The 23662-nt window shown below is 61.4% G+C and carries 19 protein-coding genes; 4 read left to right on the top strand and 15 right to left on the bottom strand.

Annotation, left to right across the window (positions count from 1 at the left end; translation table 11 throughout):
- Positions 1 to 227: 227 nt before the first annotated feature.
- On the top strand, positions 228 to 2147 hold the full coding sequence (locus KCG87_RS25485) for a methyl-accepting chemotaxis protein (RefSeq protein WP_210559108.1): 1920 nt from the start codon (positions 228 to 230) through the stop codon (positions 2145 to 2147).
- Positions 2148 to 2318: 171 nt separating this feature from the next.
- Here the strand turns inward: KCG87_RS25485 and KCG87_RS25480 are convergent, their stop codons facing one another.
- From KCG87_RS25480 to KCG87_RS25450, 7 genes are all read right to left on the bottom strand, one after another.
- Positions 2319 to 2555, bottom strand: coding sequence for a plasmid stabilization protein (locus KCG87_RS25480; protein ID WP_217436894.1), 237 nt, complete (start codon positions 2553 to 2555; stop codon positions 2319 to 2321).
- A gap of 199 nt (positions 2556 to 2754) precedes the next feature.
- Positions 2755 to 4128, bottom strand: a complete 1374-nt coding sequence (locus KCG87_RS25475; protein ID WP_098967121.1) for a DUF1329 domain-containing protein — start codon at positions 4126 to 4128, stop codon at positions 2755 to 2757.
- A 164-nt stretch (positions 4129 to 4292) separates the two neighbouring features.
- Complete coding sequence (locus tag KCG87_RS25470; protein ID WP_210559107.1) at positions 4293 to 6251, bottom strand: DUF1302 domain-containing protein; 1959 nt, start codon at positions 6249 to 6251, stop codon at positions 4293 to 4295.
- 47 nt (positions 6252 to 6298) lie between these two features.
- Positions 6299 to 7588, bottom strand: coding sequence for a phospholipase (locus KCG87_RS25465; protein WP_210559106.1), 1290 nt, complete (start codon positions 7586 to 7588; stop codon positions 6299 to 6301).
- Positions 7589 to 7819: 231 nt separating this feature from the next.
- Positions 7820 to 9388: an FGGY-family carbohydrate kinase gene (locus KCG87_RS25460; RefSeq protein WP_098967115.1), complete on the bottom strand. Its 1569-nt coding sequence runs from the start codon at positions 9386 to 9388 to the stop codon at positions 7820 to 7822.
- 20 nt (positions 9389 to 9408) lie between these two features.
- The gene (locus tag KCG87_RS25455) at positions 9409 to 11004 is read right to left on the bottom strand and encodes a glycerol-3-phosphate dehydrogenase/oxidase (RefSeq protein ID WP_098967114.1); all 1596 of its coding nucleotides are present in this window, start codon (positions 11002 to 11004) and stop codon (positions 9409 to 9411) included.
- Positions 11005 to 11009: 5 nt separating this feature from the next.
- Positions 11010 to 12605, bottom strand: a complete 1596-nt coding sequence (locus KCG87_RS25450) for an FAD-binding oxidoreductase (protein ID WP_210559105.1) — start codon at positions 12603 to 12605, stop codon at positions 11010 to 11012.
- A 211-nt stretch (positions 12606 to 12816) separates the two neighbouring features.
- Between KCG87_RS25450 and KCG87_RS25445 the strand changes: the two genes are divergently transcribed.
- Both KCG87_RS25445 and KCG87_RS25440 read left to right on the top strand, forming a co-directional pair.
- Complete coding sequence (locus KCG87_RS25445) at positions 12817 to 13833, top strand: AraC family transcriptional regulator (RefSeq protein ID WP_210559104.1); 1017 nt, start codon at positions 12817 to 12819, stop codon at positions 13831 to 13833.
- A gap of 515 nt (positions 13834 to 14348) precedes the next feature.
- A complete protein-coding gene (locus KCG87_RS25440) occupies positions 14349 to 14714 on the top strand; it encodes a hypothetical protein (protein WP_098967109.1) in 366 nt (121 codons plus the stop codon).
- Positions 14715 to 14970: 256 nt separating this feature from the next.
- Here KCG87_RS25440 and KCG87_RS25435 read toward each other — a convergent pair whose 3' ends face one another.
- The 7 genes from KCG87_RS25435 to KCG87_RS25405 all read right to left on the bottom strand — a co-directional run bounded on the left by KCG87_RS25435 (position 14971) and on the right by KCG87_RS25405 (position 22220).
- The gene (locus tag KCG87_RS25435; protein ID WP_041066674.1) at positions 14971 to 15339 is read right to left on the bottom strand and encodes a glyoxalase superfamily protein; all 369 of its coding nucleotides are present in this window, start codon (positions 15337 to 15339) and stop codon (positions 14971 to 14973) included.
- Between the two features lie 118 nt (positions 15340 to 15457).
- Entirely contained in the window at positions 15458 to 16915 is a 1458-nt protein-coding gene (locus tag KCG87_RS25430) for a D-aminoacylase (RefSeq protein ID WP_210559103.1), read from the bottom strand.
- Position 16916: 1 nt separating this feature from the next.
- Positions 16917 to 17777 (bottom strand): MurR/RpiR family transcriptional regulator, encoded by an 861-nt coding sequence (locus tag KCG87_RS25425; protein ID WP_115987650.1) that lies wholly within the window; start codon positions 17775 to 17777, stop codon positions 16917 to 16919.
- Positions 17778 to 17792: 15 nt separating this feature from the next.
- Positions 17793 to 19142 (bottom strand): GntP family permease, encoded by a 1350-nt coding sequence (locus KCG87_RS25420; protein ID WP_047291229.1) that lies wholly within the window; start codon positions 19140 to 19142, stop codon positions 17793 to 17795.
- 370 nt (positions 19143 to 19512) lie between these two features.
- A complete protein-coding gene (locus KCG87_RS25415; protein ID WP_135294912.1) occupies positions 19513 to 20406 on the bottom strand; it encodes an NAD-dependent epimerase/dehydratase family protein in 894 nt (297 codons plus the stop codon).
- A 103-nt stretch (positions 20407 to 20509) separates the two neighbouring features.
- Positions 20510 to 21421, bottom strand: a complete 912-nt coding sequence (locus KCG87_RS25410) for a LysR family transcriptional regulator (protein WP_135294911.1) — start codon at positions 21419 to 21421, stop codon at positions 20510 to 20512.
- Between the two features lie 208 nt (positions 21422 to 21629).
- Complete coding sequence (locus KCG87_RS25405; protein ID WP_134785387.1) at positions 21630 to 22220, bottom strand: NAD(P)H-dependent oxidoreductase; 591 nt, start codon at positions 22218 to 22220, stop codon at positions 21630 to 21632.
- A gap of 182 nt (positions 22221 to 22402) precedes the next feature.
- On the opposite strand from KCG87_RS25405, the gene KCG87_RS25400 reads away from it, so the two are divergent.
- The gene (locus KCG87_RS25400; protein WP_210559102.1) at positions 22403 to 22717 is read left to right on the top strand and encodes a putative quinol monooxygenase; all 315 of its coding nucleotides are present in this window, start codon (positions 22403 to 22405) and stop codon (positions 22715 to 22717) included.
- On the opposite strand, the gene KCG87_RS25395 is transcribed toward KCG87_RS25400, so the two are convergent.
- Positions 22707 to 23471: a sulfite exporter TauE/SafE family protein gene (locus tag KCG87_RS25395; protein WP_210559101.1), complete on the bottom strand. Its 765-nt coding sequence runs from the start codon at positions 23469 to 23471 to the stop codon at positions 22707 to 22709. The two genes, KCG87_RS25400 and KCG87_RS25395, sit on opposite strands and share 11 nt — an antisense overlap.
- Positions 23472 to 23662 lie beyond the last annotated feature (191 nt).

The raw sequence follows: 23662 nt of genomic DNA, 5'->3' as shown, positions 1-23662 counted from the left end.
AGTCAATACGATGCGGCGAGAGTAAGGAAGCGGGCGTAAGTGGCGAGTGAAACGCATGTGAAAAAAGTCTTGAAGCGCCCTTGTTACAAATTCCGTAGGACAAAAACCTTTCAGCTCTCGTGTTTGCGGCCGATACAGACCTGCTAACACCCTTGCTGGCTCAAAAAAACAACAATCTTCCAGCCTGACCGACGATCAAGTAGCTCTACGTTCCTGGAGGAATTGTGATGAATAGCTGGTTCGGCAACATCAGCGTGAACATGAAATTGGGCCTGGGCTTCGGCCTGGTCCTGGCCCTGACCTGCGTGCTGGCCCTGACGGGCTGGACCAGCCTCGGCGGCCTGATTGACCGCAGCAACTGGATGAGCGACATCACCCAGCTCAATGCCGGTCTGACCAAGCTGCGCGTGGTGCGCCTGCAATACATGCTGACCAACGGCGACGAAACCGCCGCGCAGAATGTACAAACCACCCTCGAAAGCTTCGCCGCGCAACAACAGGCGCTGATCAACAAGTTCAAGAGCCCGGAAAACGTCAAACTGCTGAAAGAGCAGGCCGCGACTATCGCCGAATACCAGACCTCGCTGAACAAGATGCGCAACGCCTACCGCACCGGCAACAGCGCCCGCGACGTGATGGGCACTAACGCCGACACCGCTTACAACCTGATCGAAACGATCAGCAAGCGCGTGCAGCAAATGGACATGAGCGAGCAGCGCTTCGAGCAGTTCCAGGCCATCACCCAGGCCAAGGAAGCCTTCATCCTCGCGCGCTATGAAGTGCGCGGCTACACCGCCACCACCAACGCCGAAACCGAGCAGAAAGCCGTCGGCCAACTGGACGCGGCGATCGCCAGCCTCAAGCAGCTGAACGTGCATTTCGCCGCCACCCAGCAAGACGCCCTGCGTCAGCTGGAAACCGCTTTGACCAACTACCGCAGCGCGTTGCAGGCGTACAAGAACGCCAACAGCGAAGCGGTGCAGGCGCGTAAAGAGATGACCGATCAGGGCACCGCGATCGTCAACACCAGCGAGCAGCTGTACCAGATCCAGCTCGACCGCCGTGACATCGAAAGCGCCCAGGCCCGTACCTTCCAGCTGATCAGCACCCTGCTGGCGCTGTTCGTCGGTGTGATTGCCGCAGTGATCATCACCCGTCAGATCACCCGTCCGCTGCAAGAAACCTTGGCCGTGGTCGAGCGCATTGCCAGCGGCGACCTGACCCAGAACGTCACGGTCACCCGCCGCGATGAACTCGGCGTGCTGCAACAGGGCATCGCGCGCATGGGCGTGACCCTGCGCGACCTGATCAGCGGCATCCGCGACGGCGTCACCCAGATCGCCAGCGCCGCCGAAGAACTCTCGGCCGTGACCGAGCAGACCAGCGCCGGTGTCAACAGCCAGAAGGTCGAGACCGACCAGGTGGCCACCGCCATGCACGAGATGACCGCCACCGTGCAGGAAGTCGCGCGCAACGCCGAGGAAGCATCGCAAGCCGCAGCCGCCGCTGACGGCGAAGCCCGTGAAGGCGACAAAGTGGTCAACGAAGCCATCGCGCAGATCGAACGTCTGGCCAGCGAAGTGGTGCGTTCCACCGAAGCCATGAGCGTGCTGCAACAGGAAAGCGACAAGATCGGCAGCGTCATGGACGTGATCAAAGCCGTGGCCGAACAGACCAACCTGCTCGCGCTCAACGCCGCGATCGAAGCGGCGCGTGCCGGTGAAGCCGGTCGCGGGTTTGCCGTGGTCGCCGACGAAGTCCGTGGTCTGGCCCAGCGCACGCAGAAATCCACCGAAGAAATCGAAGGTCTGGTCGCCGGTCTGCAGAATGGCACCCAGCAAGTGGCGGCGGTGATGAACAACAGCCGCGCCCTGACCGACAGCAGCGTGGCCCTGACCCGCAAGGCTGGCGACTCCCTGGAAAACATCACCCGCACGGTGTCGAACATCCAGTCGATGAACCAGCAGATCGCCGCCGCGGCCGAACAGCAAAGCGCCGTGGCCGAAGAAATCAGCCGCAGCATCATCAACGTGCGCGACGTGTCGGAACAGACCGCCGCGGCCAGTGATGAAACCGCCGCGTCCAGCGTTGAACTGGCGCGCCTGGGCGGTCAGTTGCAGCAGATGGTCAGCCACTTCCGCGTCTGATCTTCAGTCAGCGCCAAAGGGTAAATCCAATCGCGGGCAAGCCCGCTCCCACAGGAAACGAGTCGAACACGGAATATGTGAACGACCGAAAAACCTGTGGGAGCGGGCTTGCCCGCGATTGCGTCAGATTTACTGCCACTGAAAATTGGCGATGCCGAGAAAATACTGGCTTCAGCGTGAAGGCACATCCAATTCAACGTCACCGACATTATTAAATCGTCTATGAATTCGAGTCCCCAAGCCAGCGGCAGATTGATTCTGCTCGAGCGCTTTCTGCAACATCACACGCGCGTGCTCTTCAATCGAACGATTATTAATATCTGCCGCTAACTGCAGTTCTTCATAGAGCTGAAGGTCAAGATTGCTGATAGTCAAACTCGCCACAATGTACTCCAGCGATACAGCCATCGAAGCAGCGAGACTACCACTCGATTTACGAATCTTCGTTTTCAGGTTGTAACGCCATTTGATCGAGCCTTTGTAGGAGCTGCCGCAGGCTGCGATCTTTTGATCTTGTTTTTAAAATCAAAGTCAAAAGATCGCAGCCTGCGGCAGCTCCTACAGGGGTTGCGTTGGATCAGCAGGCCGGTGCGCGTGTTGCCTGACTCTAGCGTGTCCCGCGCTGGCGCAACGCCGAGGGCATGAAATACGCGTCTTCCGGCACCGGTTGCGAGAAGTCCACGGTGGAGGCTTCTTCGTTATCGAGGTTCTGCACGTAGTAACGGCGGGCCTGCAGGTCGTGGAACACGTCCAGTGCGCTCCAGGTGGTCGGCAGGTCGTAGAAGTTTTTCAGGTAGGCCATCGACACCCGCCACAACTCCCCTCGCCCATCGTATTGATCAACCAGCGCCGCGCCCCAGCTGTCCTCGTCGAGGAACAGCACGCGCTTGGAATAGATATGCCGCGCGCCCGGTTTCAGGTTGCCTTCAACCACCCACACGCGGTGCAGTTCGTAGCGGGTGAATTGCGGGTTGAGGTGGCCGGGGGTCAGCAGTTGGGCATACTTCACGTCGGGGCTGCCGACCTTGTAGTTGTTGTAGGGAATGTAGATTTCCTGCTTGCCCTTGAGCTTCCAGTCGTAGCGGTCCGGCGAGCCGTTGAACAGGTCGGTATCGTCCGCCGTGCGCAGGCCATCGGATGAGGCGATCGGCGTGTCATATGCCAGGTTCGGCGCGCGGCGCACACGGCGTTGGCCGGCATCGTAGACCCAGGCCTGACGCGGGTCCTTGAGCTGATCGAGCATCTCGTGCACCAGCGCCGCACCGCCGGCCAGCCGCGCCGGACTTTTCACGAAGGCGAGGTAGTAGAACAGGATGTTTTTCAGGTCGGCGTACTGCCCGCCCGGACGGTAGAAGTTGAACAGCGCTTCCTGCTGCGAGGTCACCAGCGCAAAGCTGCCGTTGCGCTGCACCGGGGCTTCGGACGCGCGACGTACCACGTAGATTCCGCGATAACGGGTGATGTGGTTCCACAGCACTTCGATGCCGTCCTTGGGCACCGGGAACGGTACGCCGCCGTAGGCATCGGCGAATCCGCTGCCGCCCTCCAGCAGCTTGGCCGAGGTCGCGTTCTTCAGGGTGTTGTCATACAGCCACTGCGGCGCCGAACCCGAGCGACGCGACGGGTAGACCGGCATCTGGAACGTGTCCGGGTAGCTGTTGAACAGCGCAATCTGACCGGGGCTGAGGTGGGCCTTGTACTGGTCGAGATTGGCCTTGGTAATGGTGAACAACGGCTTGTCCGCCGCATATGGATCCGGGTGATGTTGGCCCGGTTTGTAGCCGGCGGGCGCCTGGGTGATGCCGCCGGTCCAGGCGGGAATGGTGCCGGCGGCGTTGCCGGCGCGCTCGGCGCCCATAGGCGTGAGGGTGGTTTTCAGTTGTTCGGCTTGTTGTGGGGTGATGGCGGCGAGGGCGCTGCCGGCGGTGAGGCCCAGAACCAGCGCCAGCATGGTTTTGCTGAATCGTGATGCGTAAAACATGATCGATCTCCGAGATGGGAGTGAGGTCTGAGAATCACCGCAAGTCCCTTGTAGGAGTGAGCCTGCTCGCGATAGCGGTGTGTCAGACAACATTTACCGCGACTGAAAATCCGCTATCGCGAGCAGGCTCACTCCTACAAGGGGGTGCGCCTGTGTTCTGGATATCAAAGAAAATACTTGAGATTGAACCCGACGTTGTCGCGGTCGCGAATCCCGTTGTTCTGTCCGCCGCCCCAGAAGTTGGTGTATTGCACCTCGGCTTCGAGCTTGTTCTGGTAGTTGGCCTTGATCCCCAGGGTGTAGGCCTTACGCCCGTCGATGGTGTTGCCGGCTTGATAGCTGTTGCCCTTGAAGTCGTCCTTGTAGACGACGTAAGGCGAGACGTTGACCCCGGCGTACACGTCGTTCCAGGTGCCGTTGAACATCACCGTGTAGCTGTAGGAGTTGCGGTTGACCTGATCATCACGATCACCGCCGGAGACATAAGAGGTGTTGCCGGTACCGGCGTAATAACGCGTGCTGCCGTCGTAGGCGGTGTATTGCAGACTGCTGCCGCGCAGGTGTTCGGAGGCCAGTTCGAAGATGCCGAACATCGAGTCGAACGACAGCGTCGGGCCGAAGTTGTAGATGCTGCCCAGCGAGGTGTTGAACGCCTCGACGCGCTCGGCGTTGTTGATCTCGCTGTCGAGGGTGACCATCTGCCCGCCAACGTTGACCGCCTTACCGGTCACCGCCACAGCGGCACCGTTGGCCAGATCGCCGATCAAGTCGTTAGTCGCGGCGATGCCGATCGGCAGGTTCGGCCGGTAGGCAATCTCGCCGAACACCGAGGCCTGGCCCAAAGTGGTATTGAAGCTGAAACCGTACATGCGGATGTCTTCGGCATAGCGCCGATGCGCCTGAATATTGCCCATCACGTCGGCTGTCGCCAGACCATTCGCCAGCGCCCCAGCCTGACTGCCAGCGACGCTGGAGAGCATGTTGGTCAGGGCATTCATGTCGATGCCTTTGTAGCCACCGAGATCAGCGGCGATGGTCGGTTCCTTGGCGTGGTAGTTGACCAGGTACAGGCCGAACTCGGTGCTGTTGAGTTCTTCGGCGATGTAGCGGAAGGCGAAGCCGAACTGGCCATCGTTGCGCGCGTTGTAGTCCTTGCCGATCGACGCCACTTTCAGCGTGTTGCCGTAGGCCGGGGTCACACCGTTGGCGTACAGGCCGGTGCTTTTCAGCGCCGGGCCGAGCAACGGATTGTTGCCCAGTGCGCTGTACAGGCCGATGACGTTGCCGAAGCCCGGCACAGGGGTGTCGAGCGCAGTGCCGCTGAAGTTGTTGTAACCGGTGTTGCCGCCATCGGCGAACAGGTCGGTCTGCGAGTAGAACGTGCCGACCGGGTCGATGCGGGTTTCCTTCCAGTTGGTCTGGTAGAAGCTCTCGAGGGTCAGCGAATCGCTGAGGCCGATGTTGAAGCTCACGGCCTCCACCGGCATCAGCACTTCCTTGACCTCGGCGCCGGGCAAACGGTATTTCGCCGCGTCCACCGGGTTGGTGGTGTTGATCCCGCCGCGATAGAAAATCCCCTCGCCCCAGTTGAACACCTGACGCCCGACCCGCGCGGTGACCGGCATCTGCGCCACGTCCCAGTTGCCGTAGACATAGGCGTCGAGCATCTCGATCCGGCTGCCGGCGATGTCGCGGGTCTGGCTGGTGAAGCGGTCGTCCTGCGGGTAACTCTGGCTCGGCTGCGACGGGTTGTTGTTGCGGTAGTAATCGTTGCGTTTGTCCATCAACTGGGTGTCGTAGAACGCCGTGCCGCGCAGGAACATCCCGTAGTTCTGGTAGTTGGCTTCCAGCTCCGAAGTGATCTTGTACACCTCGGAAACCAATCCGGTGTCGAAGTTGCGATTGCCGTCGTTGGTGTTGACGTCATCGTTGTTCTTGTCGCGGCCCTGCACCCGCCACAAACGCCCATAGGAAAGGGTCGTGTCAATCGAGCCGGTGACTTGATTGTCCAGCACGCTGAACTCCGCAGCCTGCAGCGCATCCACCGCGCAGAGTTGCAGCAGCCCTGCCAGGCCGACACCGGGAAGTGCCACGCCGGTGAGGCGCAATCGAGTGTTGATCATGGGTTCCTCCTTCCTTGTTCTTATTGTTTTTTGCGTGGCCGCGATGGCTACGGTGCCAGTCCCGCACGGACATAAGTCCGGCTGTGCGCGCCGAAATGGCCGAGCAGTTTGAACAGCTGCTGATTGAGTGCCGGATGCTCGAACGTCTCGCGCTGCAACTGATTGCCGCTGCTGAAATCGCTGGTCACCGGAGCCGTCTCCAGCCACTGACCGATGGCTTCATCGAACGCTGTCGAGTCCTCGACCGACTCGGCGCTGACCACGTCGCGCAGGTAGTCCACCGAGTACGGCGGATAGTGTTGGTCTTGAGCGACATCGGCGTAGGCCGCGAGCATCGGATGCGCCTGACCGGTACGCAGCACGCGGCGCAGCCAGGTCGACTGGTACTTCTCGATTTCCATATGGCGGGTGGCGACGCGTTCGATCGAGGCTTTTTTATCATCGGCAAAACCGGCCAGCGCCTTGCCTTCCAGCAACAACAGACTCGGCAGCTCGACCCCGGGCAGCGGCTTGGCGTGATACGGCTGGGTCAGGTCCTGCACGTGGTGCACGCCCCATCCGAGGAACCGGTAGCCCCAGTAAGGATGGCCACTGGCGAACGCCAAACGCGCCAGCCCCAGGTACTGATAGGCGCGCCAATCCGGCCAACTGCGCTGAAGAAATCCGGCAGCGGCATACACCACCGGGCTTTCATGGAAGAATCCCATGTGGAACGGCGCCTGCGAGCTGTACTGAAAACGCGCATCGCCAAACGGCTGCGGGCCGAAGCCATACAGCGCGCCGACCTCGCCGGGGTTATCGCTGAACAGGTTGATGTCGTGACCGTAATCCGGCTCGTCGGCGGCGCTCGCCAGTACCGCCAGCGCCGCGACTTTATCGCCGTCCGCCACGCAAATGAAACGCTGACGATTCCATGGCGAAAGCGTCTGTTCGACCATCACCTGATCGGCACTGAGATGTTCGCGCTCGGGCAGGTCTTGACCCGGCAGCGGTTGAATGACCATCGCCAGATGAATGCGCGGATTGAGCCGCAACGCGGTGAGAAAGTCGTGGCGCAGATTGTCACTCGGCACCGCAAGCAGCTTCAGGTTGTCGGGGCGCGGCGGGTACTGGGTGAAGTGTTCACGGGCGAAGCTTTCCTGTTGCTCCAGCAATGCGGCCACGGCCGGATATTGCTCGGCGAGAAAACGCTCCAGCGGCTCGACCTCGACCAGCGGCGCATCGCGCAGCGCCGGCAGTTCCTGCAACGCCAGATAGCTGCCCACCGTGTGGTTCGACCAGCCCCACGCCGTCGGGGCCATTGCACAAAGCAGCAACAGGAGAAATGTCAGCTTCATTGCTTTTAATTCTTATTGGATGTGCTGTGGGGGTTGAGCCTAACAACCGCGCCCGGCGCTGACACTGTCCGATCTCACCAGAAAAAGTCTCCGATAGCGCCATGTGCGAATCACCACGCCCCCTGTAGGAGTGAGCCTGCTCGCGATGGCGGTGGGTCAGTCAAACAGGTGCAAGCTGACACACCGCCTTCGCGAGCAAGCCCGCTCCCACAGGGGATTTCTGGTGTCTGGTCAGGCGGGGTAACCGGTGATTTTGCGGATGCTCTGATACAACGGCTTGAGCTGGCTATACATGCGCAGGTACACCTCGTTGTACAAACGCTCATAGACCTGCTGCGCCTCGGGCTGCGGTGTGAACACCGCGCCCACCCGCGTCATCGCAGCGATCGCCGTGGGGAAATCCGCATACAAGCCCAACCCCACCGCACAACAGATCGCCGCGCCCAGCCCGGACGCTTCGTACACATGCGGACGCTCCGCCGGCAGACCAAAAATATTCGCCGTCAGCTGCATCGCCGCATCACTCTGCGAACCGCCACCGGCCACTCGCAGGCGCTTGATCGACACCTTCGAGCGCTTCTCGATGTTCTCCAGGCCTTGGCGCAACGCATACGCCAGCCCTTCCAGAATCGCCCGGTAAATATGCGCGCGGGTGTGCACGTCGCCGAAGCCGATCATCGCGCCTTTGGCTTCGACACCCGGCTCACGAATCCCTGGCGACCAGTACGGTTGCAGCATCAGCCCCATCGATCCCGGCGGCACCGCGTTGACCAGCGCATCGAACAGTTGCTCGGGTTCAATGCCCTGCTCTTGCGCCTGCTGCATCTCGCGCAGGCCGAACTCGTTTTTGAACCAGCTGACCATCCAGTAACCGCGATAAATCATCACCTCGCAGTTGTACTGATCCGGCACCGCCGAGGGGTACGGCGGGATCAGCGGGACAATTTCCAGGTAGCGCGAGCGAGTGCTGGTGATCGTCGCCGTGGTGCCGTAGGACAGGCACACCGTGCTCGCATCGACCACGCCGGAGCCGACCACTTCGCAGGCCTTGTCAGCGCCCGCAGCAATCAGCGGCAAGCCCTCCGGAATCCCGGTGTGACGGCTAGCTTCGGCGCTGATGTAGCCAAGGGTTTCACCGGGTTTGTGCAAGGTCGGCAATTGCGCGGGACGCACCGCCAGCGCCTGCCATTTCCAGTCACTGGGCGCGGCCCATTTCAGGCGTTTGAAGTCGAACGGCAAATAGCCGACGCAGCAACCCACCGAGTCGACAAAGCGCCCGCACAGACGATGAGTGAGAAACCCCGAGAGCAGCAGAAACTTGTCGGTCGCCGCCCATACTTCAGGCTGGTGTCTGGCGATCCAGTTGGCCTCGGCCTGAGCGCGAAAATAATCCACGGTGGCCTGCGCGCCGACCAGTTTGAACAGCCAGCCCCACGGCCCCTTGATCCCGCCCTCGACTTCGCTCTGGCGCTGATCGAGCCACAGAATGGCCGGGCGCAGCGGCTTGCCCTGAGCATCGACGTTTATCACCGTGCCGCGCTGAGTGGTCAGCGACACCCCGGCAATCTGCGAGCGATCAATCCCGGTTTGCGCCCATACCTGCTGACAGGCTTCGCCGAGTTTCGCCCAGTAATATTCCGGGTCCTGTTCGGCCCAGCCCGGTTGCGTCGAGTAGTACGCCTGCAACTCGACCTTGCCTTTACCGAGCAGATTGCCCTGCAAATCGAAGAGCAATGCGCGCACGCTCTGGGTGCCGTTGTCGATCGCCAGCAGGTAGCGCTTGTTCGCGTGGTTATCCATGGCGCTCTCTTCAAGGGGCATCAAGGCGTGGCATCCGGCAGACCGTGATGGCGTTGCCACAACGCCCGGTAACGCTGCAGCTCTTGCTGCCAGTGTGCATCGTCCCAGCCCAGTCTTGGCTGGCAGAGTTGGCGGATAGCAGCGAAATATTCTTCACCACCGCGCGCCAGCAACAGGCCCAGACGGGTGCGGCGCAGCAACAGATCATCGAGGTGCAGCACCATTTCCGCTTCGCAGGCAAAGGCCAGCTCTGCCCACAAGGTGTCGGTGTTGCCGACCGTTTCGTGACCCAACTCGGCGATCAACTGCGCCAGTCGCGGCAGGTCACGCCCGTGGCGTCCGGCCAGACGTCGCCACTGTTGCGGGCTGAGTCCGGGGATCGGCAGTGGCACTACAGCGGCAAAAACCGCTGCGCCGTGATCTTCGAAATCGCGGCCAAGCATGTCAGCGCAGGCCTTGAGCACTTCGATGGCTTGCGGGCGAAACGTCGTCAGTTTGCCGCCAGCCAACGTGACGCACCCCGGCTCCTGCCACAGCACATGTTCACGGGTTTCATTCGACGGTTTGCCTTGCTGCTCACCCGCCGCGCTGCCCACCACCGGACGTACGCCGGACCAGGTCGACAGCACATCGCTCGCCGTCACTTCGGCACCTGGAAATTGTTGCGTGCAGGCCGCCAGCAGATAGTCGAGTTCGTCAGCGCTGATGCTCGCGCTCTGGTCCAGATTCTCGCGATGATCGAGGTCGGTGGTGCCAACCACCGTCGCCCCTTCCCACGGAAAAACGAACACTGGCCGACGGTCGCGCGCATGCAGAAACGTGAAGGCCTGCGCCACCGGCAAGCGCCAGCCCGGCAACAGCAGATGGCTGCCGCGCAATGGCCGCAACTGTCGTGGCGCCTCGGGCAAACGCAGGCGCTCAGCCCACGCCCCGGTCGCCACCGCCAGCACGCCGCAACGCAATTGCAGCGATCCACCCGCTTCGCAGTCCTCTATCTGCACCCCACACACCCGACCGTTTTCGCGCAGCAAATGTTCGACGCGCACCCCGTTGAACACCGCCGCGCCATCGGCCCGCGCTTCGTGCAACACGCGCATCACCAGCCGTGCGTCATCGGTCAGCGCATCGACAAAACAGGTGCCGCCGAGCAGGTGATTTTCCTTCACCCCCGGCGCCAGAAAACGCAGTTGCTGCGCGTCATGAAAACGATGGCTGCGGCGTCCGGCCAACGCGTCGTACACCGACAACAAGCCACCGAACACACGCGGCCCGGGAAAGCCACCGCGATAGTGCGGCATCATGAAACTCATCGGCTCCACCAGCCCCGGCGCTTCGTCGAGCAGACGCTGACGCTCGCGCACCGAATCGCGGGTCAGGCGCCACTGGCCCTTGGCGATGTAACGCAAACCGCCATGAACCATTTTCGACGATCGGCTGGAGGTGCCCCAGGCGAAATCCCGTTGTTCCAGCAGCAGACAACGCCAGCCACGCCGTGCCGCTTCGCGCAGGATGCCGGCACCGCTGATGCCGCCGCCGATGACGATCAGATCCCAGCTTACGTCGGCCAATGTCGGCAAGGTTTGCTGGCGCCACGCGGCGTTCCAGTCCGGGTGCATGACCGTCACTCCTGCAACAGCGTGCCGGGGTTGAGGCGCCCGGCCGGATCGAAGTGCTTGCTCAGCGCCTGCAAAGCGTCCATCGCCAGCGCGCCTTTTTCGCGCGGCAGGTACGGCGCGTGATCCTTGCCGACCCCATGCTGGTGGCTGATGGTGCCGTGATTGTCGACGATGGTCTGGCTGGCCGCGTGCTTGAGTGCCTGCCAGCGCGCCAGCGTCGCCGGATAATCCGCCGCCGGGCGAAACACGTAAGTGGTGTAGATGCTCGAGCCTTCGCCGTAAACGTGGGACAGATGGGTGAACACATGCACCCGCTCGCCCTGCGCTGCCAAGGCATCGCGCAGGCTGTTTTCGATCAGGTTGAGCAGGTGGTCGACGTTGCTCCAGTCGGTGGCGGTTTCCAGGGTGTCGACCACGTAACCGGCGTTCCACAGGTTCTCGCGCAGGTAGGGGAAACGGAAGCGGTTCTGCGCCCATTTCTTGCCGAGCAAGGTGCCGGTGAACACGCCACCGAAGGCTTTCAGATGCTGGCGCGCCTGGCTCAGCGACAGCGCGTTTTGCCGACGGTTGCCGGTCACGCCGAAGGTCAGCAGGCATTTGCCTTCACCGGCACCGCGCAGGCTCAGGTACTTTTCCAGCCAGGCGATTTGCTGCGGATGCCCAGACAGCGCCAGTTGGGTTTCGGTCTCCACCGCGTTCGACAGGCGCAGCATCGACAGCGGCACCCGCGCCTGGGCCAATTGGCGAATCGCTTGCAGCGCCTTGCTCCAACTGGGCAGGAACACTCCGTAAAAACGCTCATCGGCCGGCAGCGGACTGACCCGCACTTTGACCTCGGAAATGATTCCGAAACGACCCTCACAACCGAGCACCACTTCGCGCAGATCAGGCCCCGCCGCCGAGGCTGGGAACGTCGGAATTTCCAACGGCCCGGCGAAAGTTTCCAGGGTGCCGCCAGCGAACAATTGCTCGATGCGCCCGTAGCGCAACGACTGCTGACCGCTGGAGCGACTGGCCACCCAACCGCCCAGCGTCGACAACTCCCACGACTGCGGGAAATGCCCCAGCGTATAGCCGCGAGCGCGCAGCTGACTTTCCACCTGCGGGCCACTGGCGCCGGGGCCGAACGTCGCCAGTTGGCTCTGCTCGTCGAGGTCGATCAGGCGATTCATCCGCGCCAGCGACACGGTCACCACCGGTCGCGTCGAATCCGGCGGGTTGATGTGCCCGGCCACCGAAGTGCCGCCGCCGTAGGGAATCAGGCACAGGTCCTGCTCATGGGCAAGCGCCAGCAACTGGCGGATCTGTTCGGCAGTTTCGGGAAACGCCACCGCATCGGGATAGTTGCCCAGCGCGCCTTCGCGCAGCGCCAGCCAGTCCGGCAGGCTCTGGCCCCTGGCGTGCAGCAGACGGTCATGGGCGTCGACGCTGTACAAGGTGTGCGCCGCCAGCCGCGAGAGCGGCACCCGCGCCAATGCCGACTCCAGCGTGGCATCGGGCAATACGTGCCCGGCCCCCAGTCGTTCATGGAGAAAACTCGCGCCCTGGGCCGGCAGTTCGACCACCGTTGTTGCCTCTCCCCAGCCGTTCCAGCGTCGCATGCGTGTGTCCTTCTTATGCAGTCTGATCAGTGATGTGGCAGGCCTCCATACTAGTCAGCGGCCAAAAAGTGTCACGGTCGCATCCGGCCAGTTCGAGTAGCCAATTGAGTCAAACGTCGCGCAAGTGCCAGCCATTTACTTTAGTCGGGGTTTCAAATTACCTTTCAGGCATTCATTCGCTCACGCAGGCCTTGATCAAGGGATTCGGATCATGCAATCGCTCGGCTTCACCTCGGTTCCGCCGCTGCTCAAATACGTGCGCCATGCCGAGCAACTGGGCATGGCCATCGAGCCGGCGTTGGCGGCAGCCGGATTGCAGGCGCAGCAACTGAGCGACAACAGCCTGCGCCTGCCGGGCGAAACCCATGAACGCCTGCTCGATTATTTCTGCGAGCACTCGGGCGATCCGCTGTTTGGTCTCAACGCGGCCAATTTCGTCCTGCCCAATTCCTGGAGCGTGCTCGGTTACATCACCATGAACTGCGCGACCCTGGGCGATGCCATGAGCCGGATCATGCCGTTCGAAAAACTGGTGGGCGACATGGGCGTCAGCCGCGCTGAGGTGCAGGACGGTCATGTGCACCTGATCTGGACTTGCCGCTATCAACGCCCCAGGATTCGCCGGCATCTGGTGGAAAACGTCCTTGGCTCGTGGCTGCAATATGCACGCTGGATTGCCGACACACAGATGTCGCCCGCCGCTGTGTGGCTGGAACATCCATGCCCGACAGACGCCACCCAGGCGCAGTACGAAGCTTTTTTCGATTGCCCGGTGCTGTTCGAGCAGGCCTATTCAGCGCTGATCGTGCCGTTGGCGTATCTGCAATTACCGCTGCGCCAGGCCGATGCGCAATTGCTGCGTACGCTGGAAGAACACGCGATGGGCTTGATGGCGACGCTGGAGGATGCGTCGCTGGAACAACGGGTCAAAAGCATCCTGCGCCAGTTGCTCAAGGAAGGCTTGCCGCGCAAGGAACAGGTGGCCGAGCAGCTCGCGGTGTCGGTGCGCACGTTGCAGCGCCAGTTGCATCAGGCGGGGACGTCGTATCAGCAGATTCTGGATGATTTGCGTCAGGAGCTGGCGGAGCATTATTTGCTCAACAGCACGTTGCCGATTCAAGACATTGCGCAGTATCTGGGGTTTACCGAGCCGAGGTCGTTTCATCGCACGTTCAAGAGCCGGCGCGGGATGCCACCGGGGGAGTTTCGGCAGATGCATCGGGGATGACGGGACTGGCCTCTTCGCGAGCAAGCCCGCTCCCACAGGGGATTTGTGTCGTACACAAAATCTGCATTCACTGAAGATCCACTGTGGGAGCGGGCTTGCTCGCGAAGGCGCCAGTCGCCTCACCTCAATCCGACAGACAAATCCTCCGCTCCTGTAGTGCAATAAACACTTTCCAGCACGCCTGTTTAAAGACACTCAGTGTTACGCCCTACTGCCTACAATTCCTTGCGCCGCTACCTACGGCTAAGCCAGAATCCGCCGGCTTGTGCGCCCCGGAGGCCGTCGGTAACTTGAGTCCGTCACTGATTTCCAGTGATCGGGTTTAGTAGCCCGAGGTTTTTGGGGCGTATCGCTCATCAGACAGTCAGGTCTTTGCCTGAACGTTATGGTGGCTGTGCGCAGGGCGCCCTCGGGCGCGCCGGTTTCCCAGATCCCCGGTCTACTAACCTGCGCACGGCTGCCTCCATTTCTTTTAGTAGGGAAACGGTGGCCAGCCCTCAATGAGGATCTGGCAAATGTTCAAAGTTACACCCAACCCGCCGCCCACCGACGCGGCCTCCCCCTACGAATCCCCCGAATCAAGGAAATTCCACGAAGCCGCCGAGCGCGCCCTCGACCACTACCTCGGCCCACCGAGGCCCGCGATCATGGCCACCCCGTACCAGCCCAATCGTCTCTACATGGCCAACCCGGCCAGCGGCACCGAACCGTTGCTGGCCGACGCCAGCGAAACCCTGGGCTCGGCCACCGTGATGCTCAACGACTTCGCCGGCCTGCTTGAAGGCTCACACCGCAAGACCCTGCAAGGCATCGCTCAGGTGGTGATGGTGGCGGAAATCGCCGTCAATCGGGTGCTGGATCAGTTAGTGCCAACCGAGTAACGAAAAAGCCCGCGGCAAAACCTTAGTGGTTTGGCAGCGGGCTTTTTTGTATGGCGTGAATCTTTTTCCCTCACCCCAACCCTCTCCCGGAGGGAGAGGGGGCCGATCGAGGGATGCTCGCGAGACACACCGACCTGAAAATGCTGCTGTGAATGCACAATCGCAGCGGATCATTCAGGTCGATGTACAGCGCAAGACACCTCGGTCAGTCCCCTCTCCCTCTGGGAGAGGGTTAGGGTGAGGGGCTCTTCTCAGCTCAAACACTGATCGCATTGGTAAACACCAACCGATTACCAAACGGATCAGCAATCGTCATGTCCTGACTGCCCCACGGCATCGCCTGAATCTGTGGGTGCGAGAACTTGTAATCCTTGGCTTGCAACTGCTGCTGAAAAGCCTCCAGTTCGTCGGTCTCGATACGCAACGCCGAACCCGGCGTCGCATCGCCATGATGCTCGGACAGGTGCAGCACGCACTCACCACGGGACACCTGCAGATACAGCGGGAAGTTCGCTTCGAAACGATGCTGCCAGTCGATCTTGAAGCCGAGGAAGTCGACGTAAAATTCCAACGCCTTGGCTTCATCGAAGATCCGCAGGATCGGGGTGGTTTTGCCGAAGCTCATGGGGTGCTCCCTGACTGGTTGGCCCAAAAGTGTAGACGGGCTGGATGTCAGCAATTCGGCTTGGCGGTGGCTTTCTTTAATTGCAATGTGCCACCACTGTGACGCACTCCGCGAAACGTCAGCGAAAGTTGTTGCGCAAATCCCCGTCCCGCGCCAGAAACCGCCCTTCCCGGCGACCATTCGCCTGCCCATCGCGATAACTCAACACACCATTGACCCACACCCCATCAATCCCCTGTGCCGCCCGCTGCGGATCAGTGAAATCCGCCACATCGCGCACGGTCGCCGGATCAAACAGCACCAGATCCGCCCAGTGCCCCTCGCGAATCTCGCCGCGCTCTTTCAAGCCAAACCGCGCCGCCGACAGGCCGGTCATCTTGTGTACCGCCGTGTGCAGCGGAAACAGCCCGAGATCGCGACTGAAATGGCCGAGCACTCGTGGGAAAGCGCCCCACAGGCGTGGATGCGGGAATGGGTCTTCCGGCAGTCCGTCAGAACCGACCATCGACAGCGGATGCGCGAGGATTTTTCGGACGTCCGCCTCGTCCATGCCGTAGTACACCGCGCCCGCCGGTTGCAGGCGTTTGGCGGCGTCGTGCAGTGGCACGTTCCATTCGGCGGCGATGTCGATCAGGTCGCGGCCGCTGACTTCAGGATGCGGCGTCGACCAGGTGATGGTGATGCGGTGGGCGTCGGTGACCTGCTTCAGATCCAGCGTCGAAGAACTCGCCGCGTAGGGATAGCAATCGCATCCTACGTGCTGGGTTTTCGCTGCTTCCTCCAACGCCGCGAGCAACTGCGGACTGCGCCCCCAATTACCGACACCGGCGCATTTGAGGTGGGAGATGATCACCGGGGATTGTGAGTGACGGCCGATGCTGAACGCTTCCTCCATCGCCTCCAGCACCGGCTCGAACTCACTGCGCAGGTGGGTGGTGTACACCGCGCCAAATGCGGTCAGTTCTTCGGTCAGTTGCTTCACTTCGTCGGTGGAGGCGTTAAAGGCGCTGGCGTAGGCCAGGCCTGTGGATAAACCGAGCGCGCCGGCTTCAAGGCTTTCACGCAGTTGCTCACGCATGGCGGCGATTTCGTCTGGCGTGGCAGTGCGAAACAGGTCGTCGAGGTGATTGCTGCGCAGTGCGGTGTGACCGACCAGTGCGGCAACGTTTAACGTGGTGTTCGCCGCTTCGACGGCGGCGCGGTAATCGCTGAAACGTGGATAGACGAACGCCGCTGCGCTGCCGAGCAGGTTCATCGGGTCCGGCGGATCGCCTTTCAGACTGACCGGCGAAGCACTGATCCCGCAGTTGCCGACAATCACCGTGGTCACGCCCTGGCTGAGCTTGGGCAGCATCTGCGGCTGGCGAATGACCACGGTGTCGTCGTGGGTGTGCACGTCGATGAAACCCGGGGCGAGCACGCGGCCGGTGGCGTCGATTTCTTCGGTCGCACTGGCATCGCGCAAGTCGCCGATGCGTTCGATGCGCCCGTCGAGAATCGCCACATCGGCACGGTAGCCGGGCGTATTGTTGCCATCGATGACGGTGGCGTCGCGGATCAGCGTGTCGTACAGCATGTCAGTCTCCCAGCGGCAGGTGATCGTCGCCGCCACGGTATTCGTCGAGGGCGAGTTTGATCCGCCGCAGACGTTCTTGATTGTCTTCAGGGTTGGCCAGCGCCAGCTCGGTGGCGAGCACATCAATAGCGAGCAACATGCCGTAGCGCGCCGCCGTCGGTTTGTAGATGAATGAGGTTTCCGCGCCTTGCAGCGGCAGGACGATGTCGGCCAGTTCGGCCAGCGGCGAGTCGGCGCGGGTGATGGCCAGAATGCGCGCGCCATAGTTGCGCGCCAGCTCGACAGTTTCCAAAAGCTCCGGGGTGATGCCGGTCAGCGAGCAGACGATCAGCACTTGCTCGGCGTTCAGGCTGGCAGCGGTGACGCGCATCATCACCGCGTCGTGGCACACCGCAATCGGGTAGCCGAGGCGCACCAGGCGTACCTGCAATTCATCGCTGCACAGGGTCGAGCAGCCGCCCATGCCGAACGCGTGAATCATCCGCGCCTGGCCGAGCATTTTCACCGCGTCGGCGAAGCGCGATTCGTCAAACCCGGCCAGATGCTGGCGCAGCGTGGTTTCGATATCGCCGACAATCTGGCCGTAGAACGCCGACTGTTCAGGTGTGCCCGCCGGGTCGAGAAAACGGCTGCCGACGCCGCTGGCCTGAGCCAGTTGCAGCCGCAGATCACGCAGGTCGCGACAGCCCACCGTGCGGGCAAAACGCGACAACGTGGCGGTGCTGACTTCGGCCCGTTGCGCCAGCTCTTCGAGGCTGGCAGAGGCGGCAAAACCGACATCGTCGAGCATCAGTCGGGCGATACGGCCCTCGCCGGCGCTGAAGGAGTCCTGACGGGCGCGGATCTGATAAAGGATGTCCATGGCGGCTGGCTCCGGTTACAGCAAATAAGAAAGGCCGACGGTCAGAGCGAAAGCGACCAGCGAGATCAGGGTCTCAAGCACGGTCCAGGTCTTGAACGTCTGCGCGACCGTCATGTTGAAGTATTCCTTGATCAACCAGAAGCCGCCGTCGTTGACGTGGGAAAAGATCACCGAGCCGGCGCCGGTCGCCAGCACCAGCAATTCCGGGTGTGGATAACCCAGACCAATGGCCACCGGTGCGACCACGCCGGACGCGGTGGTCATCGCGACGGTGGCCGAGCCGGTGGCAACCCGCATCAACGCGGCGAACAGCCAGCCCATGATCAGCGGCGACAGGTGAAATTCGTGGGCCAGCCCGACGATCTGATCGGTGACTCCGGCATCCACCAGAATCCGGTTCAGGCCGCCACCGGCGCCGACCAGCAAGGTGATACTGGCGGTCGGTGCCAGGCACTCGTTGGTGAATTTGAGGATCGATTCACGATTGAAACCCTGGGCGATGCCCAGCGTCCAGAAACTCAGCAAGGTCGCCAGCAACAGCGCAATCACCGAGTTGCCGATGAACAACAGGAACTGGTTGAAACCACTGCCCGGCGTGGAAATCAGGTTGGCCCAGCCACCGATCAGCATCAGCACCACCGGCAACAGAATGGTCGCCATGGTGATGCCGAAACCCGGCAGCTTGTCGCGCGGTTCGCGGTCGAGAAATTGTTTTTCCAGCGGGTTATCCGCCGGCAGCTGAATGCGCGGCACGATGAATTTGGCGTACAGCGGCCCGGCGATGATTGCGGTGGGAATACCGATGGCAATCGCATACAGCAAGGTCTGCCCGACCGAGGCCTGATACGCCTGCACCGCGAGCATCGCCGCCGGGTGCGGCGGCACCAGCGCATGCACCACCGACAGACCGGCAACCATCGGCAAGCCGACCATCAGAATCGACACGCCCACCCGCCGCGCCACGGTAAAGGCGATGGGTACCAGCAACACAAAACCGACTTCGAAGAACAGCGGCAGCCCCACCAGAAACGCGATGCAAACCATCGCCCAGTGCGCGTTCTTCTCGCCGAATTTTTCGATCAAGGTGCGGGCCATCTGCTCCGCGCCGCCGGACTCGGCCATCATCTTGCCAAGCATCGTCCCCAGCGCCACCACCAGCGCAATATGCCCCAGCGTCTTGCCCACCCCGGCCTCATACGCCCCCACCACGCCCGACGGCGGCATCCCCGCCACCAGCGCCAGACCAATGGAAATCAGGGTGATGACAATGAACGGATTGAGCCGGTAACGCGCGATCAGCACGATCAAGGCGATGATGGCGACGGCGGCATACATCAGCAGCCAGTAGCCGAAGGAAGGCGTCATGCGGTACTCCTCGAAAGGGTCACGTTCGAATGGGTTGTGAAACTCATAAATCATTTCGAGATCGAGTTTTCAAACACCATGAAAGTAATTTTCGTGGAGAGGTAAGGCGTGTCGCTGTTGGATATGTCTTGTCGCGATTAATGAAAATCGCGGGGTGGGATTTACATGGTTCTCAGGCAAACACAAAAACTTGTGGGAGCTGGCTTGCCAGCGATGGCGGCTGCCCATTCAAGATCTCTGCCGACTGATCCACCGCTTTCGCGAGCAAGCCCGCTCCCACAGTTTGATTGCATTCCTTCAGCAAGAATGCGGTCATCAACCTGTGGGAGCGAGCTTGCTCGCGAATGGCTTCACACGGTGTAGCGCGGGCTCACACCATCTCGTTACGAATCCAGTCCACCACCGACGTACGCTTCGGTACCCAGCCCAGCAGTTCACGAGCATGTTTGCCGCGTACCCGGCTGTTGGAGCCAAGGCCGTAGTTGGCCATTTCGTAACCCCACTCGGCTTCGGCATCTTGCAGTGGCCAGTCTTGTGGTTCGCCGAGATTCAGCGCTTCAGCCATGGCAGTGGTCATGTCGATGAACGAGGCCTCACCGCTTTCAACGAAGTAGAAGGTACCCGGTACGTTTTTGGTCAGCGCCAGCAGGTACAGGGCGACGACGTCTTCGATGTGCACGTTGGACCAGATGTTCTGGCCAGTGCCGACATGGCGCACCACGCCGCTTTTGCGCGCTTGTTTGAGCAGACGCGGCAACTGCACGCTGTCGCGATTGACGCCCAGGCTGTGACCGTAGATCAGGGTGTTGCAGATCACCGCCGAGTTCACGCCGTCCTGTGCGGCAGAGAGGATCAGGTTGTCGATGGCCACACGGGCAGCCTTGTCGACGGTGGGTTCCGGCAGGTTGTCTTCGTAGTAGATGACGTCGCTGGACTTGCCGCCCGAGGCATCGCCGACGATGCTCGAACCGCTGGTGTGCAGGAACACTTTGTTCGAACCGCGCAGGGCATCGAGCAACGCTTCGACCGCGCCGCGATGGTCGCTGCTGGCGGCGTTGATCACCGCATCGGCGGCGCGGGCCTGTTCAGCCAGCAATGTGCTGTCTTCGAGGGTGCCGATCACCGGGGTGATGCCCAGTACTATCAGCTCATCAGCCTGTTCGGCGCTACGCACCAGACCCGTGACGGTGTGGCCGGCCCGAACCAGACCGGTGGCGATGGAACCGCCGATGAATCCGGCAGCGCCGGTGATGAATACGTTCATGGAGAAACTCCCTGCGTGAATAAGTGATGCAGCGAGTATCGACCGCTAACCCCGGTGGAAAAACCCGCGATCACCCAAATCACTGTTGCGCAGGGATCACGAATCAACCCTTGAAATCGGCGCTGGCGTAGGCCGCAAGTTTGCTCTGGATGAAGTCGAGGAAGCACTGAATGCGCAGCGCCAGTTGCGAGTTCCGGTAGTACACCGCGTTGATCGGCTGGCGATAACCGCTGTTGAATTCCGCCAGCAGCACCTTGAGGCGCCCGGCGCGGATGTCGTCGATGGTCATGAAGTGCGACAGGCAGGCAATGCCCTGGCCTTCCAGCGCCAGATGGCGCACGGTCTCGCCGCTGGAGGCGCTGATGGCCGGAGTGATTGGCCAACGGTCGCCATGCACGTAGCGCAAAGGCCACTGGTTGAGGCCTTCGTTGTGGGTGAAACCGAGCAGGGTGTGGTCACTCAAGTCGGCGACCTGCTGCGGCGCGCCGTGCTTTTCCAGATACGCCGGACTGGCGACGATCAGCAACGGGCTGCAACCTAGCGAGCGCGCATGCAAGGTCGAATCGGCAAGGGTGCCGATGCGGATGGCGACGTCGGTGCTTTGTTCCAGCAGGTCAATGATCAGGTCATTGCTGTTGAGTTCGAGCTGGATGTCCGGGTACAGGCCACGGAATTCGTCGATGTACGGCACGATGGCGTGCAGCATGAACGGCGACGCGGCGTTGATTCGCAGGCGTCCGGACGGGGTTTGCTGGCGTGAGGACAGTCGCTCTTCGAGGGCGTCCATCTGATCGAGAATCAGCTTGGCCTGCTCGAAGAAATACTTGCCCTCCTCGGTCAGGTCCATGCGCCGCGTGGTGCGGTTGATCAGCGTGGTGTCGAGCTTGGCTTCCAGCCGCGACAGTGTGCGGCTGACCGCCGAGGGGGTCTGGCCGACCTGCTCGGCAGCGGCGGAAATCGAACCGCATTCGATCACGCAGACGAAAATCTGCAACTCATCGGATCTGGCTTTCACGGGTGTTCCTTATTGATCGGCTGCACAAAATCCATTGTGGAGAGAGAACACCCCTGTGGCGAGGGGATTTATCCCCGATGGACTGCGCAGCAGGCCCCGCTTTTCGAGATCAAGATCGGGGGGCCGCTGCGCGACCCATCGGGGATGAATCCCCTCACCACATTTAAAACCCTCACCACAGTTACAACCGTAACCACATGAAATCACTTCACGCCTTGAGAGCAAACACCTGTTTCAGATGCTGCTCATACCGCGCCACATCATTCTCGATGTTCGGGCGCTTCATCACGTCCACACAGAGGAACGTCGGCAGCCCGCTCATGCCCAAGAACTCATTGGCCTTGTGGAACGGGAAATACACCGCATCCACACCCTTTGCTTCAAAGAAATCGCTCGGGTCATCAAACGCCTGCTGCGGTGCGTTCCAGGTCAGCGACAGCATGTATTGCTTGCCCTGAATCAGGCCGCCGCTGCCGTACTTCTGCGACGCATCGGAACGGGTCCGACCATCGCTGGCATAGAGGCTGCCGTGGCCTTCGGTGAAGACTTCGTCGATGTACTTTTTCACCGTCCACGGCGCGCCCATCCACCAGCCCGGCATCTGATAAATGATCACATCGGCCCAGAGGAATTTGGCCACTTCTCCGGCGACGTCGTAGCCCTCGTCGATGAACGTGGTTTTGACATCCAGACCACCGCGATCCAGCACGCTCAGCGCGGTTTCGTGCAGGGTGGCGTTGTAACGACCGTCGGAGTGGGCGAATTTCTTGCCACCATTGAGCAACAACACTTTTTTCATCGGAACGCCTCGCGCAGCCATTGGGCTGGAGAAAGATGGGAAAACGAATGGCGGCAGGTTAACCATCCATCTCGCGCGGAATAAGCCGCGTCGGCGCAAAATACATTTGATCAAAAAGCACGAATCGAATGCCGATTGTTGCAATAGCATTCCCGGCCATCTGCATTTGAGGAGTTGTTTCGATGAGTGAACGCCACGGTTTCATCCTGCATGCCAAGACCCGCCCGGAAAAAGCCGAGACTTTCGAAGCGCTGTTTCGCGCCTATGTCGAGCCGAGCCGAGCCGAGCCAGGCTGCATCGAGTACCACATGCTGCGCGACAAGGAAGACCCGACGCTGTTCATCTTTTACGAGATCTGGGAAAGCCAGGCGCACCTCGACGTGCATTCGAACCTGCCGCACATGCGCGAGTTTTTCGACAACCGCATGACGTATCTGGAGCGCGATTTCGATATCCGCCGGATCGAGATGCTCAGCGCCTCGTCGGCTAGCCGCTGATCAGCAGATGGGCGCCGAGCGCGCCCAGTCCGACGAAAAATACTCGCTTGAACAGCACGGCACTGATGCGCTGACGCAGCCATTGGCCGAACCCCATGCCCAGCATCGCCGGGATCAGCACCAGCAGCGACGCACTCAATTCGCCACTGCCCAGTGCGCCACGCCAGAACAGGCCGCCGGCTAGCGCCAAGGTCGACACGGTGAACGACAGGCCCAGCGCCTGCACCAGCTCATCGCGACTCAAACCCAGCGCCTGCAGGTACGGCACCGCCGGAATAACGAACACACCGGTGGCCGAAGTGATAACCCCGGTGATCAGCCCGCACAGCGGGCCGAGCCACGGTTCATGCCGGGGATTGACCTGCAGCGTTGGCAGCAACAACCCGCTCAACGCATACAGCAGCAACGCCGCGCCCAGCCCACGCACCACCCAATGCCCGCCTACCATGCCGATCGACAACGTGCCGACGGCGGTGCCGAGGAAGATCATCAGCAACAGCGGCCACAGGCGTTTGAGCAGCCCTTTCAGATGCCCGCCGAACGCCAATTGCCAGACATTGGTCAGCGTCGCCGGAATGATCAGCAACGCGGCTGCCTGTGACGGCGCCATAGCCAGACCGAGCAGGCCCATGGCGACGGTGGGCAGACCGAGGCCGATCACGCCTTTGACCAGCCCGGCCATGATGAAAGTGGCGATGACCAGCAGGGACAGAGCCAAGCCGAGGTTTTGATAGAAGTCTGCAAATGCGTTCATGGCGCTACTGTGCGCTTTGGCGGGTGCGTTGAAAATCTGCCATATACTGAGGCTGCCTCTGCCGGTACAAGAGGCTGTTAATTGCGTTGCGGCTGATGGCCCCTTCGCGAGCAAGCCCGCTCCCACAGTTTTGGATTCACCACTGATCCACTGTGGGAGCGGGCTTGCTCGCGAAGAGGCCCGCCCAGACA

The sequence above is a fragment of the Pseudomonas sp. MWU347 genome, from assembly GCF_017947305.1.
Classification (GTDB): Bacteria; Pseudomonadota; Gammaproteobacteria; order Pseudomonadales; family Pseudomonadaceae; genus Aquipseudomonas; species Aquipseudomonas putida_A.
This window is presented reverse-complemented; position numbering and strand designations above follow the sequence as displayed.